The sequence below is a fragment of the Serratia sp. JSRIV004 genome, from assembly GCF_019968705.1.
Taxonomy (GTDB): domain Bacteria; phylum Pseudomonadota; class Gammaproteobacteria; order Enterobacterales; family Enterobacteriaceae; genus Chania; species Chania fonticola_B.
Window position 1 is genome coordinate 53,317 of record NZ_CP074141.1, and the last position, 15,833, is coordinate 69,149.

Sequence of the window (15,833 nt, forward strand, 5' to 3'; positions counted from 1 at the left end):
ATCGTGATTAGCGTTACAGAGATACTTGCAATTCCACATAATGCGCGTTGGCCGCCACAATCGCTCCGTCGTTGTTACTGAGAGCGATCACCGGTTTTCCTTTGAGATCAGGCCTAAAGAGCTGTTCGCAGCTGGCATACATCGAATTGACATCACACAGCAGATACATAGGCACCTCGCTCAACGAAGCGTATGGATGGCGTGCATGACCACACCAAATATGTCCAGTTCGTCCGGATCGACAAATATCGGGCTGTAGGCGGGATTCATTGGCTGCAGGCAAAGACGCGGAGTAGTACACAACCGTTTGACAGTGAATTCACCGGCGACTGCAGCGATCACAATGTCGCCATGCGTGGGTTTGACCGCCTTATCAACAATCAGCAGATCACCAGACAGAATGCCAGCTTCTACCATTGACTCGCCTTCTGCCCGCACAAAGTAGGTTGCGGAGGGATGCCGTATACAAAATTCGTTGAGATCCAACTGAGCTTCGATGTAGTCCTGCGCCGGGCTTGGGAACCCTGCCGCACATGAGTCAGCAAAAAGTGGCAGTGCGAGTGGGGCTGTGCCTGGTGAGTATTTAAAAATTTCAATCGTCATAACATCATTTACCTGTATATTTATACAGTGTATTATTGATGTTACCTATAGGGCTTGCAAGTGGGATCGGTAGAAATAATGGTGTGTCAAAGCAGCGCATTGCTTTTCAAAGGAATAAAGTTGCCAGGCAGTAGTTGACCAATCCTTGTTGAGTGAAAAACGTACACCTCTGGTGCGGCGGTTTAAGACGCGAGGTGGCGAGGTTATTCACAGGGTTCTACGCCGGATATGCACCCTTAATGTGGATAACTACCTTATGTCGTGAAGGAAGATGTCAGTGACGCATATCCGCTTCGCTTCTGGGTGCAAAGCCCTGTACAAGGAGTATTCAACCTTTGGTTGAGTAAATTTGGTAATCCGTATAGAATTATTTAAACGCGGTATCTGCGTTATGCATGAGCTTGAGGGTAGATGAGATGACAAAATTTAAAGATATGACACCAATGCAGCGCTTAGATGCTATGCGTAAAGCAGGTGTTACTCTATATCCAAATCTCTCCGCAGAAGATAAGAGAGCAGTGCTGTACGTCGAAAATGAACCAACTGTAGCGGCGCAAGACACTAATAAAAGTTAGTCCTCTACTGATCAGTTGGTGGGGATACAACCTCATCAACTGGAACACTCATCCGAAGCACTTCCTTTTGATTATTGTATGTAAAAGCAACATCTCCTTTCATACTCGTTTCATACCGGTCAACAATCGCTTTAGCTGGCTCACACACAGAAAGAACGTCGCGAGACATGGCCAGACCTAAAAAAGCCGAAAACGTCACAGACGCTGGGATCATGAACCCCTTGAGTGAGGGGCAGTCAACATCACGATGTACAAACTGCAGCTCTACTTCATTTGATGATAATTTTCCAGAAAAGAGTCCACCAAATTTGCCGTTGCTCGATACTGCCACAACAAACTTTTTGGTTGAATATTTCGACTTGTGATAAATCGTCTCCCAAGACCAACATCCGTATCCATCCTTATATACTGATGTATCCCGCCATGATTTAGAAAGCTCGGCATGTGCAGGACTACAAACCTCAAACTGAAGTGTCGGAAGTATCAGATTTGGAAAAAGTTGTTTCATTTCTTGAGCATAAGCATCGACGGTCAAAACTCCTACGCCGGTAAGCAATTCATCAAACTCACGCTTTTTCATACCACCACGCAACTAAACTCTGGAAAAACAGCAGTGTAACATAGAGATCGAACATCAGAGGAAAGAGACAATCGTTTGTCCATAGTTGCAACGCTTTTCCAATCGAGAACGGTTGTGCTTGTCCTCAATGCCAATTTGAATTCCTAACTTTTCTTACCTTTTTGTATCCATTTCACTTCTCTTTCCTCTACTTTTGTTCCGCTTTCAACCCTATAGGTCTTTCAAGCTTGATGGGTGTTTCTTGGAGCCACCTTCGGCTCCCTGGCGTAGCCAGGTCGTCAGCCCACTCAGCTAACCCGGCCAAAACATGCCGGGTAAGCTTCGCCGAACCCCGCATGATGCGGGTTTCGTGCCTGAAGGCTTGGGTCTGCTGTCCAACACCAACCCCTGCAGCTGGCCACTGGCCAGCGCATTCACCACGACGGCGATACTGCTGCCGTCGCTCAGAAGCGCGTAACGGCTTTCGCTGCTGCTGCGCCGTTCCGCATTGTGCCCTGTTTCACCCTCAGCTGTGGGGTGAGTTTCCGTGAGTTATTCCGACCGTCGCTAGGCAGTAGACCACACTCCATCGCTCCTTCTGGCAAGGCTGGTATGAACGCCTGCGGCGGCCTTGCCAGCGCTCCTGATTGTGGTCTGGGCCAGTTTGCGACGGCGAATACTCACAGAAGCATCACTTTAACCACATAAGGAGATTCAAAACATGTCACAACAAAACGTCCAGGGCGCGACAGCGAAGCCTACAGAGGCATCTCATGAATTCAACAGCAATGAGTATCGGGCGACCTATTCCCCCGATGACAACAAATTGCGCCTGTATCCCCTCCATCGTCTCGATGAAGAAACCTACGCGACAGTGAGCAAGGCGGGTTTCAAATGGGCACCTAAACAGCGTTTCTTCGTGGCGCCTGCGTGGACGCCGGGCCGCGAAGATGTCTTGATGAGCCTTGCCGGTGACATCGAGGATGAAGATAGCACGTTGTTTGAGCGTCAGAGCGAACGCGCCGAACGCTTCAGCGGTTACAGCGAGAAACGCGCGGCAGAATCCAGCCAGGTTTTAACGGCGGTCGATAAGCTGGCCTCGGCGGTTCCCTTTGGGCAGCCGATCCTTGTTGGCCATCATAGCGAGCGAAAAGCGCGCAGGCATGCCGCAAAAATCGAAAACGGTATGCAAAAGGCCGTCATGCTGTTCGAACGGTCAGAGTATTGGCAAGAAAGGGCTGCGGCGTCCTTGGCCCACGCCAAATATAAAGAACTGCCAGCCGTGCGCTATCGCCGGATCAAAAAAATTGAAGCCGACTTGCGCAAGGCAGAAAAAAATATCGCAGACTCGGAAAAATTTCTGAAACTTTGGCGCTCCGATAACCTGGATTTAAAGATGGCCATCGCAATCAGCAATTACGAAAGTATTTACGCATGTTTTAGCCTGGAGAAGTACCCCCGACCACAGGATAAAAGCCAGTACGAAGGGCGCATGAGTCTGTATTCAGCGTTGGATGAAGATATTATCACGGCCGAACAGGCCCGAGATGTTGCGATCCCTTGCCATGATAGGGCTATCCGCCATTATCAACGCTGGGCGACACATTACCGCAATCGCTTGAGCTACGAACGGGCCATGTTGAACGAGAGCGGCAGCGTGATAACGAGCGCGAAAGAATTTCAAGTCGGCGGTCAGGTGCTTTGCAGGGAGGAATGGCTGCCTATCCTCAAGATCAACAAAAGAAACGGAGAAGTCACCTCACTGGAAACGCCGTGGCACAATTTTTTAGGGTACAAGGGCACGATGAAACTCACCGTTGATCGCATCACCGATTATAAAGCCCCCACAGAGGAAGAGGCACAAGCTGCCAGTAAGACAGTAAAACGTCCGCCGAACGTGAATGTTCCCGACGAGGGATGTGTGACGATGACCAAAGCCGAATGGGCCGCGAAACACCGTGATTACAAGGGCGTTCGGGCCGTTGAGGCCACCGACACCCACGGAGCCTATCGCTACCGCCGAGTGATGACGCAAGGTTGCACGCTGTCATCTGTGTATATCAGCGACATGAAAACCGTTGAAATCCCGAACAAATAAAAATTGCTCCCCGGATCAACTCCGGGGAGCCATAGAGGGTATAAGATGCATTTGGCACTTAAGCAGCGTATCGAGATGATGCGCGGAAAAATTGAACGTAGCGCCTCGGTGGTTGAGGTTCCGGCCTGTTCACAATTGTTTGTTAGCTCAGATGAGATCTGCGACCGTCTGGTTCACCTGGCCAACATCAGCAATGGGGATCGCATACTGGAGCCGAGCGCGGGGACCGGCGCGATTGTAAGGACTATCAGGAAAGTGGCACCCGCTGCGGTATGTGATGCCGTAGAGATTAACGCCGAGCTTTGCCAGCACTTGAGAAACGAATTTGAAGGCATCAACGTGATCTGCAGTGATTTCCTGGAATACTGGCCGCATGCTTCAGAGGGAAACTACAGCCGAATTATCATGAATCCGCCGTTCAACCAGGGCGCGGATATCAAACATATTCTGCATGCCCGCTCGTTGCTGATACCCGGTGGCGTGCTGACCGCCGTGTGCTTGAACGGGCCACGGCAAAACAAATCGCTCAAGCCGCTTTCTGACCATTGGGAGCCTTTGCCGCGTGGGGCGTTTGCGTTTACCGATGCGTCTACCGCGATAGTGCGGTTGGGGGCGGCCTGAAAATATCGCACAGCCACAGGGGGTGAACGGATGCCCCCTTTATGCCTGGGTCGGGGTGTTGAGCCGTCGAGCTGGGGTGAATACCTGTTTCGCGTCCTGGTGCCGGTCCTGTGTTTCTCATGGGCGCCGGCGGGGAAAGGTCAGCGGCAAAAAGCCAGAGAGAGGACAGCGCCTGCGGCGCTGTTCTTCCCTATGCCGCTCCTGGTGAGCTGACTCCTCTTCTACTTCCCTGGTATCTTCTCTCTCCTCTTTGTCTTCTTCCTGCTTCATTTCCTTATTTTCCTGATAGCCCTTCTATTCCTTTGGTAGCTTCTGGCCAGCAGCTGATGGACAAGAATTAACGGCAGTCTGGATACCTTCGGCTCCCTGGCATAGCCAGGTCGTCAGCCCACTCAGCTAACCCGGCCAAAACATGCCGGGTAAGCTTCGCCGAACCCCGCTTGAGGCGGGTTTCGGGCCAGAAGGCTTTGGGTCTGCTATCTAACATCAAGGTCAACCCCTGCAGCTGGCCAGGGCCAGCGCGTTCACTGCTCTGCGAAATGACTGCAGAGCGCTAAGGAGCAACGCCGTTTCGCGCCCGCGCGTTTCGTCGTTGCGACGGGTTCCTGCTCGTTTCATTACCTGGATATCTTCACCCATTTGAGTTCTTTCGCCGGGGCTGAGACAAGCACAACCCGTCTTGCTGTCTAGGGGCCGGCCATGCCTTTCGCAATAAATTTTTTCCGGCCATTTCATTAGACCGAAAAAAATTTCCCGCTCCCCCCAGACATCTTCACCGGGCCGTGCTCGTTTACGCCCTCGCGGCGAACGACTCTCAAACGGGTGAAGGTAATACCCAGCGGGAAAGTCCAGCAGGTCCCCGCAATAACATCAAAACCGCGGCCCCGACAACTCAACGGGTGATGGTTTTCAAAAGCGAAAGCTCAACGGAAATAAGGAGATTCATCATGGCAGAACGTGGCGTAAACAAAGTGATTTTGGTCGGCAATCTGGGTCAGGCTCCCGAAATTCGTTATATGCCCAATGGGGGCGCGGTGGCCAATCTGTCTCTGGCGACCTCCGAAACATGGCGCGACAAGGCAACGGGCGAACAAAAAGAAAAAACCGAATGGCATCGCGTTGTCTTGTTCGGAAAGCTGGCCGAAGTGGCCGGGGAATACCTGAGCAAAGGCTCAAAGGTCTATATCGAGGGGCAACTGCAAACCCGCAAGTGGCAGAACGAGCAGGGTATTGATCAGTACACCACCGAAATCGTGGTGAAGGTCAATGGCACCATGCAAATGCTGGGCGGCGGCGAGCGCCAGACTAGCGGCAACGTACCTGCACAACCTCCGGCTGCCGCGCAGCCAGCAGCCAGCAGCGCACCGGCCAAGGGCAAGCGCTCGACTAAAGGGAAAGGGTCGCCAAAGGGAGCAGATGCCGCGCAAGCACCATCAGCGCCACCATCGCAGCCGCAAGGTGGTCAATACCCGCCGATGGATTTTGAAGACGACATCCCGTTTTAGGATTTACCTTTTCGCCCTGTGCAAGCAGGGCATCACTAACAGGAGTTTATAGCCAATGGCTGACCAACAGCACGTCTTGTTACCAACAGACGGCCCGTTTACGCGTGAACAGGCCAACGTTGTAGCAGCAGCCTACAGCAATGTTGCCATCGAGGACGATCAGGGGACGCATTTTCGGCTTGTTGTTCGCGTCGATGGCGCAATGAGCTGGCGCGATTGGAATTTCTCACAAGATGCCGGGTATTGGCTGAATCGCTATATCTAGCAGTGCGGTGTGAAAAAGCAGTAAGCAAAAGGGTGCCGGACGTGAGCCGTCCGGCAGACAGTAGTCAACACATAAGGAGTACCAACTATGTCAGTTACCGAGTCTAAAGCAAAAACAGCTAAGAAAGCTAGCAGTAAGGCGAAAGAAAAAGCCGTGTCTAAAGAACTAGTTACCCTGCTCGAAAGTACGCCGGTTGTTCTGGTGCCATTCTCTCAATTGGCCGATACCGAACTGAACACACGTATCGTTCCGCATACGGACAAAGAAGTCAGAGGATTGGCCGACAGCATCAAGGGGGTCGGCATACTGCAAAACCTGATCGTTATTGCGCTGCCTGACGGCCAACTGGGCGTTGTCGGTGGTGGTGGCCGTAAAAAGGCTACCGCGCTGTTGGTGAGCGAAGGGCTTATCGATGCCGATCAACCTTTTGTGCCTGTGAAGGTAGTTCCACGCGAACTGGCGGTTGCCGCATCGATGACGGAAAACGGCCAGCGTAAATCAATGCACCCCGCCGAACAGATCATCGGCTTCCGTACACTTTCTGAAGAGGGGAATACGCCAGCGCAGATCGGTGATCTGCTGGGGTATGGTGCCCGTCACGTCCAGCGCATGCTGAAATTGGCCGGGTTGGCTCCTTCTATCCTTGATGCATTGGCTAAAGATGAACTCACAACCGAGCACTGTCATGTGTTGGCGCTGGAGAATAACCCTGAGCGCCAGTTGCAGGTTCTGGATATGGCCAAAGAGAACAGCTACAACGGCAAGCCCCAAATTCATCAAATACGCAGCTTGATAACCGCCAGTGAAGTCCAGATCAGCGGTAGCGGGAAGTTTGCATTTGTCGGAGCCAATGCTTTTGAGGACAGCCAGATCCGCCGTGATCTGTTTAGCGAGGACGATGGCGGCTATGTCGATAAAGTCCTGCTTGATACACACCTCGTTAACAAGCTGGAGATAGTTGCCCATGCCCTACAGGAAAACGAAGGGTGGGCATGGTGTCTGCATCGGATGGATCAAGTAGAACGCTGGGGAGAGGATGCGCAGACGTACGGCTTTTTGCCTACCCCTGCACCTTTGTTTACCAAAGAAGAACAGGCCCGCCTAGACACGCTGACAGCCGCGCTGCAAGAGGTTGACACCCACGACGATGAATATGAGATTCAACAGCAGATTGAAGACCTTGAATCGGCTGTAGCGATCCGGTCGTGGACACCTGAGCAGAAAGCACAGGCTGGGGTGGTCGTGTCATTTGAGGATGATGACGTTTGCATTCAGCGCGGGGTTCTTCTTCGGGAACAGAAGGAGGGGACAGAGGGGGCCAAAGCAGACAACGAGACTCGAACATCATCAGGTATCACTTATACCCGCCAACCCGAACCGGTGGACGACATCAGTTTACCGTTGCTGACCAAAATGTCATCGGAACGGACGCTTGCGGTACAGGCAGCGGTAGTACAACAGATACCGAAGGCCGTTGCATTGCTGGCATGGACGTTGTGCCGTGACCTGTTATCACATCATTACGGTTCGACGTCTGCGCTCAAAGCGTCATTGCGTTGCTCACACCATAGCTTGCTGGAAAATGCGCCGTCAGGCAAAGAGGGTACCGCTTATCTTGCTCTCAAAGCAGAAATCGATCGTGTCACCGCCATGTTGCCGGAAGGTTGGGATCGTGACTTTACCACCTTCTTTACGTTGAAAGGGGAGCAGTTGCTTTCCATCCTCGGTTTATGTGCGGCTTGCGGGTTGGATGGTGTACAGACCCGTGAATGTGGGCATACGACACGCAGTCCGCTCGATGCGGTGGAAACGGCGTTTGATTTCGAACTGCGTGACTGGTGGCAACCGACAAAAGCCAATTTCTTTGACCACCTGAAAAAACCACAAATTGTCGAGTTCCTGAATGAAGCGGGTTTCACCGGTGCGGCAAGTGATGCGGAGAAGATGAAGAAAGGGGACGCCGCAGAGTTGGCCGAAGAACGGATGGCAAGTAACCGTTGGGTGCCAGTGTGGATGACCGCGCCTAAACCTAAAGAGGCACCTGTCGACGATCCTGCCAACGCAGAAAATGTTGAAGGCGAAACCCATTCCGACGAAACAGCCACCACTGACGCAGCCTGATAACTGGAGCTGCCGCCCGAAAGGGCGGCTGATAACACGATGACCAAAGAAGAAAAATTCACGTTAGCCAAGCTGCAAGCCTTTACCGCCACCGATTTTGAACAGTACCGCGAACGCGGCGAGGAGGCACGCTTGCGGTTATCCAGTGCGGTGATCGCAGCGCTGGGTTTGCCTGACTGCTGGCAGATCGATTGCGAACACCGGCAAGAATGGTGCGGGGTACAGGCATGGAGTAAGCGCTTTACCAATGTACTCTGCCAGTCATTTGAGTACGGGCAACCGCTATGGGCAATTGTCGGTGAAATGCATGGCGAGCTGGAAAACCGAACAGAGATAGAACAGTGGCTGGACGAGCTAATGTTGCCTAATAAACTGGAGGACCGGCGGTGAATGAATGGCGTTATTCGCTGCGGTGGGCGTACCCTCATCGACCTTGCCCCGGTGAAGAAATATTGGTGTTTGAAGATGTTCCTGCCGGTGCGCGTGCGCCAGCTAGTGTGATGGCCCTGTTTGTACCGGGGGGTGACTATGCTGTGTCTCTGGATTTTTTGGACGTGAAGCCTATACGCCGCTGGAGTCCGGAGCGCAAAGCACAAGCACGTCAGCGCAATCTCGAGCGCAGAGTGGTCAAAGCCGCGCCGTTGTTTGCTGATGAGCTGATAGCGCGCGAGCTGGAAAACCGGCCTGATTACTTCAAGGGAAAATGAATACTATACTGAATACAATGCTATTTTCAGTCGCTAAGAGGGAGGTGGGTATGTGGAAATACCTAAGACGTAAGATCGCAAACAACCCCAGAGTGCAAAAAATGTCGCCAGCACAGCGAAAAAGCGTTGGCGGGAAGTTCATTATCTATAGCACCCTGTTGTTGCTTATCCCATTCACCGGCATGCTGTTGTCATACAGTAGCGCACTGGTGCATATCACCTTTCAAGTGATCTGGGCCGTTTCCATGATCGTTGGTTGCGTGATTGCCTTTGAGTCTGAGCCTGAGTCGGGTACCAGGGCAAAATGACGTTGGCCAGGGCGGGAAGGTCAAGAACAGACGGCACCTGCGGTGCCGTTTTTTCCCGTACTTTCCTGCCTCATTCGTTTCTTCTCCTGGTGAACTGTTATCCCCGAATTGCTGTTTAAACCTCTCTTCTTCCTGAACAACACTCTTTACCTTGTCTTTCTCATTGTCATTTCTCCGATAGTTTCCATTCCATTCTGTTGGTGTCGCATCTCTCTGGCCCAAAATCAGGTCAACAGCAGTCTGGATACCTTCGGCTTCCAGGCTTTGCCTGGTCGTCACCCCTACTCAGCTAACCCGGCCAAAAAATGCCGGGCAAGCTTCGCCGAACCCCGCATAAAAAGCGGGTTTCGGGCCTGAAGGCTTGGGTCTGATATCTAACGACCAGGTCAAGGACTGCAGCTGACCGGTGGCCAGCGCGTTCACTGCCCCGCGGTAAAGCGGCAGGGCGCCAAGGACGTCCCGCCGTTCCGTCGTGCCGGGTGTGTTCATACTGTTGCCCCTGGTGATCCCTCTCTCGTTTAGTTCTTCGCGGATGGCTGTTTGTAGCACCATTCACGTTCAGAAAACAAAGGAAGGTAAACGCCGTAAACGGCCCTTTGTTTTCTGCCCATGCCTGTTGCTCCTTACGCCATTTGCCGCGTGAGACCTAACCGAAAGATGGACTAACTACCTGATAAGGGGAAAAACAGCATGAACACACAAAACGTCAACGTCAAAACCGCCACGCAAGATCCTCCCAAAAGATGGGTAAAAGACCAACGTGCTTTCGCCAATCAAGAGCTGGGCCGTTTTGTCGTGAAATACACCGCCTACAGCGCTCGTGGAGGCTTTAGCACTTGTCATCAGCATTTTCTCTTTGCAAAGAGCAGGCTGGATGCGGCTTTCAAATTCGGCTTGCTTGCGCCGATGGAAAGCAACTTTGTTGTGGATGCCGTGGAGGTGCAGGTGCCTATCCAAGACGTCTGTATCAGCAGCACCGGTTATCACTTTACCGTTGATGGCGATCTGTGGCGCTGTCTGGAAAACGGCGAGTTCGTGGAAGTGACAAGTGATGGCGATATCTGGAATGCCGATCGTACGTACACATTACCCCTCTATGGCCATTTGCAACAGTATCATTGTTAACAACACAGTGATTAGCATTTACCACCAAACAGGACAAAGCGAAATGAAAAAAACTAGCGGCAACGCCTCTGTTTCTAAGTCCCCTGCAAAGTGTTGGAGTCTTTGGCATCGTGCCGTAGATAGCGCACAAGAAGAGGTAGCAATGTCCGAACATGCCAACGATCACTATGGGGTAAGGTTCAACCGTCTTGACCGCATGCTGACTTGGTTGGTTGGTTTTACAAAGGGCTGGAAAATCGAGCGAAAAAAACAGGCGCTATTGAGCCTGAAAAATAACACGCATAGATGAAAAATCAGGGGTTTCCCCTGCCTTCTCAACTAAGCTGGTTTACCCCTGAGAAAGTTAGACCAGCTTTCAACGACCAACATGGAGATAAGCCTATGTCACAACTGAGTTTCACTGATTTGTGTAGCGCGTTTGAAAGCGTCCCCGTAAAAGCCAAGCCCACTCTGATCGAAAAACCTGCCCACCCCGTGCGCATGATCACCCCAGATGTGGCCCGAAAGCAGTTTATCAGTGCCTTTGCTCACACAGCGCAAAATATGCGGCGCTGGGACGTGTTTCGTGACTTCATAACACTGGCGGCCAGTGAGTTGGATATGGCTCGCATCCGAACGCCGGAGAACATCGAGAGCAGCCGCCGGATTTGCGACTGTTACACGGCTGCCGATCAGGACAATATGAACAAACTGTTTTGTCTGATGGTCACAGCCTTGGAAGGGGAGTTCCATGACTTTCTGGGATCGATATTCATGGAGTTGGAACTAGGCTCCGATAAGATGGGCCAATTTTTTACGCCGTATAATATCCAACTGATGATGGCGAAAATGTTAACAGGGGATATTGCGGCAGTCGTCCAGAAACAGGGCTGGATCGAACTGCATGAGCCAGCATGCGGCGCAGCGGGGATGGTGCTTGCCTATGCTCAATGCATGCTGGAAGAGGGGTTAAATCCTTCCGAACACCTGTATGTTGAGTGCATCGATATTGATCCTGTTGCCGCAGATATGGCTTTCATCCAGTTGAGCCTATTGGGGATCCCTGCCAGGGTGATCACCGGTGATGCGCTCACCATGAAATTCACCCGGGTTCGTTTTACGCCGCTTTATTATATCAACGGATGGAAAGACCGGCTGGCCCTGCGGCAGAAATGGGATGCGCTGGCAAAGGTTATGCAGCTGATGGCTAAAACGACGGTTTAAAACAGAAGTTTGAGATGTTATGCACGGCGGGAAGGGGAGAACCTCCCCGCTTTAATGCTGGGAAAATGAGTCCCGCAGTGGGACTGAAATCTTGATTAATCCCATTTTGGGACTATAATTAACAGAATGAAAATCATATCCGTTAAGACATTAAAAGATTTTTGGGATGAATATCCCGATGCCGAACAGCCGCTGAAAGCATGGGTGGATGAGGCCGTCAAAGCGAACTGGCGAACCCCGGCAGAAATTAAAGAACAGTACCGCAGCGCCAGCATTCTGAAGAACAGGCGGGTGGTATTCAATATCAAAGGAAACGACTACAGGTTAATCGTAGCGATTGCCTACCAGCGGGGATGGATGTTTGTGAAATTCATCGGCACGCACCGCAAATACGATGCCATCGATGCTGAAACTGTAGAACTGGAGTAGAACGATGCAAATCAAACCGATCCGTAACGAAGATGATTACAAGGCAGCCTTAAAGGCCGTTTCCCCTCTCTTTGACAACGAACCAGAAATGGATACGGCAGAAGGGGACTTCTTTGAAGTCATGTGCCTACTGATTGAAGAGTATGAGAAGAAGCACTATCCCATTGAGCCACCTCATCCCATCGAGGCGATAAAATTCCGGATGGAGCAACAGGGCTTGACGGTCAAAGATTTGGAGCCAGCGATCGGCAGGGCAAACCGTGTGTATGAAGTTCTCAACGGTACGCGAAAACTCACCTTGCCAATGATCCGTAACCTGCATAAGCAATTCAATATCCCGCTGGAAAGTCTGGTCGGCGTGTGATTTTCCACAACAGGCAGCCACAGGTGTAGAACATTCCTCCTGTGGTTGCTGCCCAGATCTACCCCTTTACGGCGCGAAAGCAAGGGCGGCAAAAAGCCAAGGAAAGGACAGCGCCTGCGGCGCCGTTCTTCTCTCTGCCGCTCCTGGATATCTTCCTCTTCCTCTTTGGTTTCCTTCCTGGTGACTTCTCTTCCCTGGTTATCTTCTTCTGTTCTCGATGGCCATGTACCTGGTGAACAAAAAGCTAAATCAACGGCAGTCTGGATACCTTCGGCTTCCAGGCTTTGCCTGGTCGTCACCCCTACTCAGCTAACCCGGCGAAAACATGCCGGGCAAGCTTCGCCGAACCCCGCATAAAAAGCGGGTTTCGGGCCTGAAGGCTAGGGTCTGATATCTAACGGCCAGGTCAAGGACTGCAGCTGGCCGGTGGCCAGCGCGTTCACTGCCCTGCGAAAAGCTGCAGGGCGCTAAGGTCGCCACGGCATTTCGCCGTGTCGGGTGTGTGCATATTGCTACTACCGTGTCAGTCACACCCGCTGAGTCCCTCGCCCCGCTAAAAACTACCTTCCAGGCGTCTGAAGTCAAATCTGTCGCCGGCACCCGTTCGCACTCCCTACGGTCGCTTGCGCTGCGGCTTTGTCGCCAAATTTGACTTCCTCCTCATCCCTGGAAGGTCAGTTTAGCGGTTGCGGCGAGGGGCTCAGTGGGATGTGACAATAAACACTAAGGGGAGAAATAACATGCACACACAAAACGTCAACGTCAACAGCGCGACGGAAGCTAGCAGGATATGTGAAAGGACAACACCTCGATTTGATGGTTTTGTCTGCAACATTCACTCACATCACCCGTTTGACGTGATCCGCGCTGACGTGGTGATCCAACGGCTGGAAAAAGAGGCCAATAAAGGGTGTGGCAGCTATTACGAAATTTACGAATCGCGCTTACTGGCCATGGCGATGAACTGGATGGAAAGATTACCGCTAACAGATCGCCCGGTGTTTATGGGGGCGGCAACGAAGCGGGGGATCATGCTGACACTGGCCGAAGAACAACGCGCACAGGCCTCAAGTGATGAACTGATGGCCGAGCTGGCCGCCGATTACTGATTTTTTTTAACCCGGTGGCGGCGTATTGCTGCCACCCCTCACTAGAAGGAAAAAGCACCATGTATTTAAATCTGACCGAGTCTTGCGCCACTCTGGGTATGAATGCCAACGCGGAAGCCGAGCGCGCCTATTGGCAGAGCCGTGAAAAAGCAGCGGTGAAAAAGCCGGTTGAAATTGACGTTCATCGGTTCCATGACGCGCTGGGCATGATGTCCCCGCTTAACTGGTCATGCAGCGAAAACGGTGAGTGTGAAACGTTTATGTTGGCTGAGATGTATTGCGGCAACGTTACCGAAATTTACACCCGGATCGGAGTTCGTTACTTCGAGATGCGGGATCACAGAGACCTGAGCCACGCGAAAATTCTGGCCAGCGTTAAGGAGGAATTTGGTTTACGCCAGAAATGAAAAAAGCAGGGTTTCCCCTGCCTTCTCTAGCTGGTTTACCCCTGAGAAAGCTAGACCAGCTTCCAATAATCAACATGGAGATAAAGCCATGAATATTGAAGTCTCAATCATTGCACCATCTGCGCTGTATGTAAAGCAATTGGAGATCCAAAACGAGCAACCGAAAAAACAGGTTCGTATTCTGCGCGATGACATTGCCGCCAGTGACCTTACTCCTGAAATGCGCGCCTGGGGCCGTCATATCGCTCGCTGTCGTCACAAAGGCCGCTCTGTTAGGGTTCCCGCGATGTGTGGGAGCGAGTGGGGGCAACTTCTACGTGCGCTTGAACTAAAACGGGCGCTTGTCTGATTTAACGTGCCGCCCCTAAGTGGGCGGTTTTTTTCCCGGCTATGCATCACAAGTTTGGAATGGTGCCAACGTCGGCGCCGCAAAAACCATAATAAGCAACTGCTGCGGCTGCGCCGCCGCCGTGGCTTCTTTTACTGCATTTTCTCAGCGTATGGCGGGCTGGCTTGCACTGAATTGAACACAAGGTATTGATATTAAGTTTCTTCCTTTTCATCAAACTACTTTCCTTTGTAATACCACATAGTTTAATCAACAGATGCATGGCCAAAAATCAGGTCAACGGCGGTTTGGCCCCCTTCGGCTTCCTGGCTGCGCCAGGTCGTCACCCCGACTGCGCTAGCCCGGCATGAAGACGCCGAGCAAGCTCCGCCGAACCCCGCAAAAGCGCGGGTTTCGGGCCTGACGGCTAGGGTATGATGGCTAACGGCCAGGTCAAGGGCTGCAGCTGGCCGGTGGCCAGCGCGTTCACTGCCCTGCGAAAAGCTGCAGGGCGCTAAGGTCGCCACGGCATTTCGCCGTGTCGGGTGTGTGCATATTGTTACTACCGTGTCAGTCACACCCGCTGAGTCCCTCGCCCCGCTAAAAACTACCTTCCAGGCGTCTGAAGTCAAATCTGTCGCCGGCACCCGTTCGCACTCCCTGTGGTCGCTTGCGCTGCGGCTTTGTCGCCAAATTTGACTTCATCCTCATTCCTGGAAGGTGAGTTTAGCGGTTGCGGCGAGGGGCTCAGTGGGATGTGACAATAAACACTAACGGGACAAATAACATGCACACACAAAACGTCAAGGTCAACAGCGCGACGGGGACTAGCAGGATATGTGAAAAGGCAACCCCTAAATTCATTCCGTCACCCTATGAAAAGGGTGTCTCGATCAGGGAAGATATCTTTAATAAACAGTTTAAGGTGCTTGTTAGAGGCCTGGCTACGTTCCCAAATGATGCGGCATTTGAGAAAAAACAGATCAGTTTCTACGTACTTACAGCATCAACAATTACGGATGCCGTAAATCAGGTAAATAAAGTACACAGTGAAAACGCCTGGCAGTACAAGGATGCGGACGTACTGGGTGATACAACAGTTCTGGATTATTTGGCTCAGTACGTCCAAATTACGGACCGCAATGGGAGGGCGGTATTGGGTGGGACGATAGGTACCAAAATTGAGTGGTGTGAACCGATAAAAACAACGGGAGAAATTGAGGTTCTGACCACGAAAGTGAAAAGAACAAATTACGCCGCCAGGGATGAGCTTAACGCAGGAAACCTAAGTAAAGCGGATGAATTATGGTTAATCGCCGAAGTAATGACATTGGAAATTGTTGCTCCGATCTATAGGGGGCATCCTGAGATAGTACAGATATTCGATGAAATTTACCGCCGTGAATGTGCAGACTTCATCGAAGAGGAAGCACAGATGTTTGCGACAGAGTGATCATTAAACAATGTAATCAACGGCCCGTTCCTGAGAAAGCAGGCCAATAAATA

At 51.8% G+C, this 15,833-nt stretch carries 22 protein-coding genes and 1 pseudogene; 18 read left to right on the forward strand and 5 right to left on the reverse strand.

All coding sequences use genetic code 11. The features are described 5' to 3' along the window. Positions 1-16: 16 nt before the first annotated feature. A pseudogene (locus tag KGP21_RS29210) lies at positions 17-169 on the reverse strand (DNA polymerase V subunit UmuC); the annotation flags it as partial. A gap of 11 nt (positions 170-180) precedes the next feature. Continuing rightward, positions 181-603: a translesion error-prone DNA polymerase V autoproteolytic subunit gene (umuD, locus tag KGP21_RS29215; protein ID WP_223499747.1), complete on the reverse strand. Its 423-nt coding sequence runs from the start codon at positions 601-603 to the stop codon at positions 181-183. 416 nt (positions 604-1,019) lie between these two features. Between umuD and KGP21_RS29220 the strand changes: the two genes are divergently transcribed. Beyond that, positions 1,020-1,178: a hypothetical protein gene (locus KGP21_RS29220; protein ID WP_223499746.1), complete on the forward strand. Its 159-nt coding sequence runs from the start codon at positions 1,020-1,022 to the stop codon at positions 1,176-1,178. A gap of 4 nt (positions 1,179-1,182) precedes the next feature. Here the strand turns inward: KGP21_RS29220 and KGP21_RS29225 are convergent, their stop codons facing one another. Next, on the reverse strand, positions 1,183-1,758 hold the full coding sequence (locus KGP21_RS29225; protein WP_223499745.1) for a hypothetical protein: 576 nt from the start codon (positions 1,756-1,758) through the stop codon (positions 1,183-1,185). Between the two features lie 700 nt (positions 1,759-2,458). Between KGP21_RS29225 and KGP21_RS29230 the strand changes: the two genes are divergently transcribed. The 16 genes from KGP21_RS29230 to KGP21_RS29305 all read left to right on the forward strand — a co-directional run bounded on the left by KGP21_RS29230 (position 2,459) and on the right by KGP21_RS29305 (position 14,348). Beyond that, positions 2,459-3,835, forward strand: coding sequence for a DUF3560 domain-containing protein (locus KGP21_RS29230; RefSeq protein ID WP_223499824.1), 1,377 nt, complete (start codon positions 2,459-2,461; stop codon positions 3,833-3,835). 45 nt (positions 3,836-3,880) lie between these two features. Further along, positions 3,881-4,456 carry a methyltransferase gene (locus tag KGP21_RS29235; RefSeq protein WP_223499823.1) on the forward strand — a complete coding sequence of 192 codons (576 nt, stop codon included), beginning with the start codon at positions 3,881-3,883 and terminating at the stop codon, positions 4,454-4,456. Between the two features lie 947 nt (positions 4,457-5,403). Continuing rightward, a complete protein-coding gene (locus tag KGP21_RS29240) occupies positions 5,404-5,961 on the forward strand; it encodes a single-stranded DNA-binding protein (protein ID WP_223499822.1) in 558 nt (185 codons plus the stop codon). Positions 5,962-6,016: 55 nt separating this feature from the next. Continuing rightward, positions 6,017-6,226, forward strand: a complete 210-nt coding sequence (locus tag KGP21_RS29245; RefSeq protein ID WP_223499821.1) for a DUF905 family protein — start codon at positions 6,017-6,019, stop codon at positions 6,224-6,226. A gap of 87 nt (positions 6,227-6,313) precedes the next feature. Then, on the forward strand, positions 6,314-8,347 hold the full coding sequence (locus KGP21_RS29250) for a ParB/RepB/Spo0J family partition protein (RefSeq protein ID WP_371822223.1): 2,034 nt from the start codon (positions 6,314-6,316) through the stop codon (positions 8,345-8,347). Positions 8,348-8,386: 39 nt separating this feature from the next. Then, on the forward strand, positions 8,387-8,737 hold the full coding sequence (locus KGP21_RS29255) for a conjugation system SOS inhibitor PsiB family protein (protein ID WP_223499819.1): 351 nt from the start codon (positions 8,387-8,389) through the stop codon (positions 8,735-8,737). Beyond that, the gene (locus KGP21_RS29260; RefSeq protein ID WP_223499818.1) at positions 8,734-9,054 is read left to right on the forward strand and encodes a theronine dehydrogenase; all 321 of its coding nucleotides are present in this window, start codon (positions 8,734-8,736) and stop codon (positions 9,052-9,054) included. The genes KGP21_RS29255 and KGP21_RS29260 overlap by 4 nt, the downstream gene beginning before the upstream one ends. A 101-nt stretch (positions 9,055-9,155) precedes the next feature. Further along, entirely contained in the window at positions 9,156-9,362 is a 207-nt protein-coding gene (locus tag KGP21_RS29265) for a hypothetical protein (RefSeq protein WP_115160158.1), read from the forward strand. 690 nt (positions 9,363-10,052) lie between these two features. Beyond that, positions 10,053-10,487 (forward strand): hypothetical protein, encoded by a 435-nt coding sequence (locus KGP21_RS29270; RefSeq protein ID WP_223499817.1) that lies wholly within the window; start codon positions 10,053-10,055, stop codon positions 10,485-10,487. 43 nt (positions 10,488-10,530) lie between these two features. After that, complete coding sequence (locus KGP21_RS29275; RefSeq protein ID WP_223499816.1) at positions 10,531-10,776, forward strand: hypothetical protein; 246 nt, start codon at positions 10,531-10,533, stop codon at positions 10,774-10,776. Between the two features lie 92 nt (positions 10,777-10,868). Next, complete coding sequence (locus tag KGP21_RS29280) at positions 10,869-11,690, forward strand: N-6 DNA methylase (protein ID WP_223499827.1); 822 nt, start codon at positions 10,869-10,871, stop codon at positions 11,688-11,690. 126 nt (positions 11,691-11,816) lie between these two features. Continuing rightward, on the forward strand, positions 11,817-12,119 hold the full coding sequence (locus KGP21_RS29285; protein WP_050313120.1) for a type II toxin-antitoxin system HigB family toxin: 303 nt from the start codon (positions 11,817-11,819) through the stop codon (positions 12,117-12,119). A gap of 4 nt (positions 12,120-12,123) precedes the next feature. Then, on the forward strand, positions 12,124-12,483 hold the full coding sequence (locus KGP21_RS29290) for a type II toxin-antitoxin system HigA family antitoxin (protein ID WP_050313121.1): 360 nt from the start codon (positions 12,124-12,126) through the stop codon (positions 12,481-12,483). Positions 12,484-13,223: 740 nt separating this feature from the next. Then, positions 13,224-13,592, forward strand: coding sequence for a hypothetical protein (locus tag KGP21_RS29295; protein WP_223499815.1), 369 nt, complete (start codon positions 13,224-13,226; stop codon positions 13,590-13,592). Between the two features lie 59 nt (positions 13,593-13,651). After that, complete coding sequence (locus tag KGP21_RS29300; protein ID WP_223499814.1) at positions 13,652-13,999, forward strand: hypothetical protein; 348 nt, start codon at positions 13,652-13,654, stop codon at positions 13,997-13,999. A gap of 88 nt (positions 14,000-14,087) precedes the next feature. Continuing rightward, complete coding sequence (locus KGP21_RS29305; RefSeq protein ID WP_371822222.1) at positions 14,088-14,348, forward strand: hypothetical protein; 261 nt, start codon at positions 14,088-14,090, stop codon at positions 14,346-14,348. A gap of 46 nt (positions 14,349-14,394) precedes the next feature. Here the strand turns inward: KGP21_RS29305 and KGP21_RS29310 are convergent, their stop codons facing one another. Continuing rightward, entirely contained in the window at positions 14,395-14,562 is a 168-nt protein-coding gene (locus KGP21_RS29310; RefSeq protein WP_223499813.1) for a hypothetical protein, read from the reverse strand. Between the two features lie 31 nt (positions 14,563-14,593). Next, on the reverse strand, positions 14,594-14,854 hold the full coding sequence (locus tag KGP21_RS29315; RefSeq protein WP_223499812.1) for a hypothetical protein: 261 nt from the start codon (positions 14,852-14,854) through the stop codon (positions 14,594-14,596). A gap of 260 nt (positions 14,855-15,114) precedes the next feature. On the opposite strand from KGP21_RS29315, the gene KGP21_RS29320 reads away from it, so the two are divergent. Further along, positions 15,115-15,780, forward strand: a complete 666-nt coding sequence (locus tag KGP21_RS29320; RefSeq protein ID WP_223499811.1) for a hypothetical protein — start codon at positions 15,115-15,117, stop codon at positions 15,778-15,780. Positions 15,781-15,833: the final 53 nt, after the last annotated feature.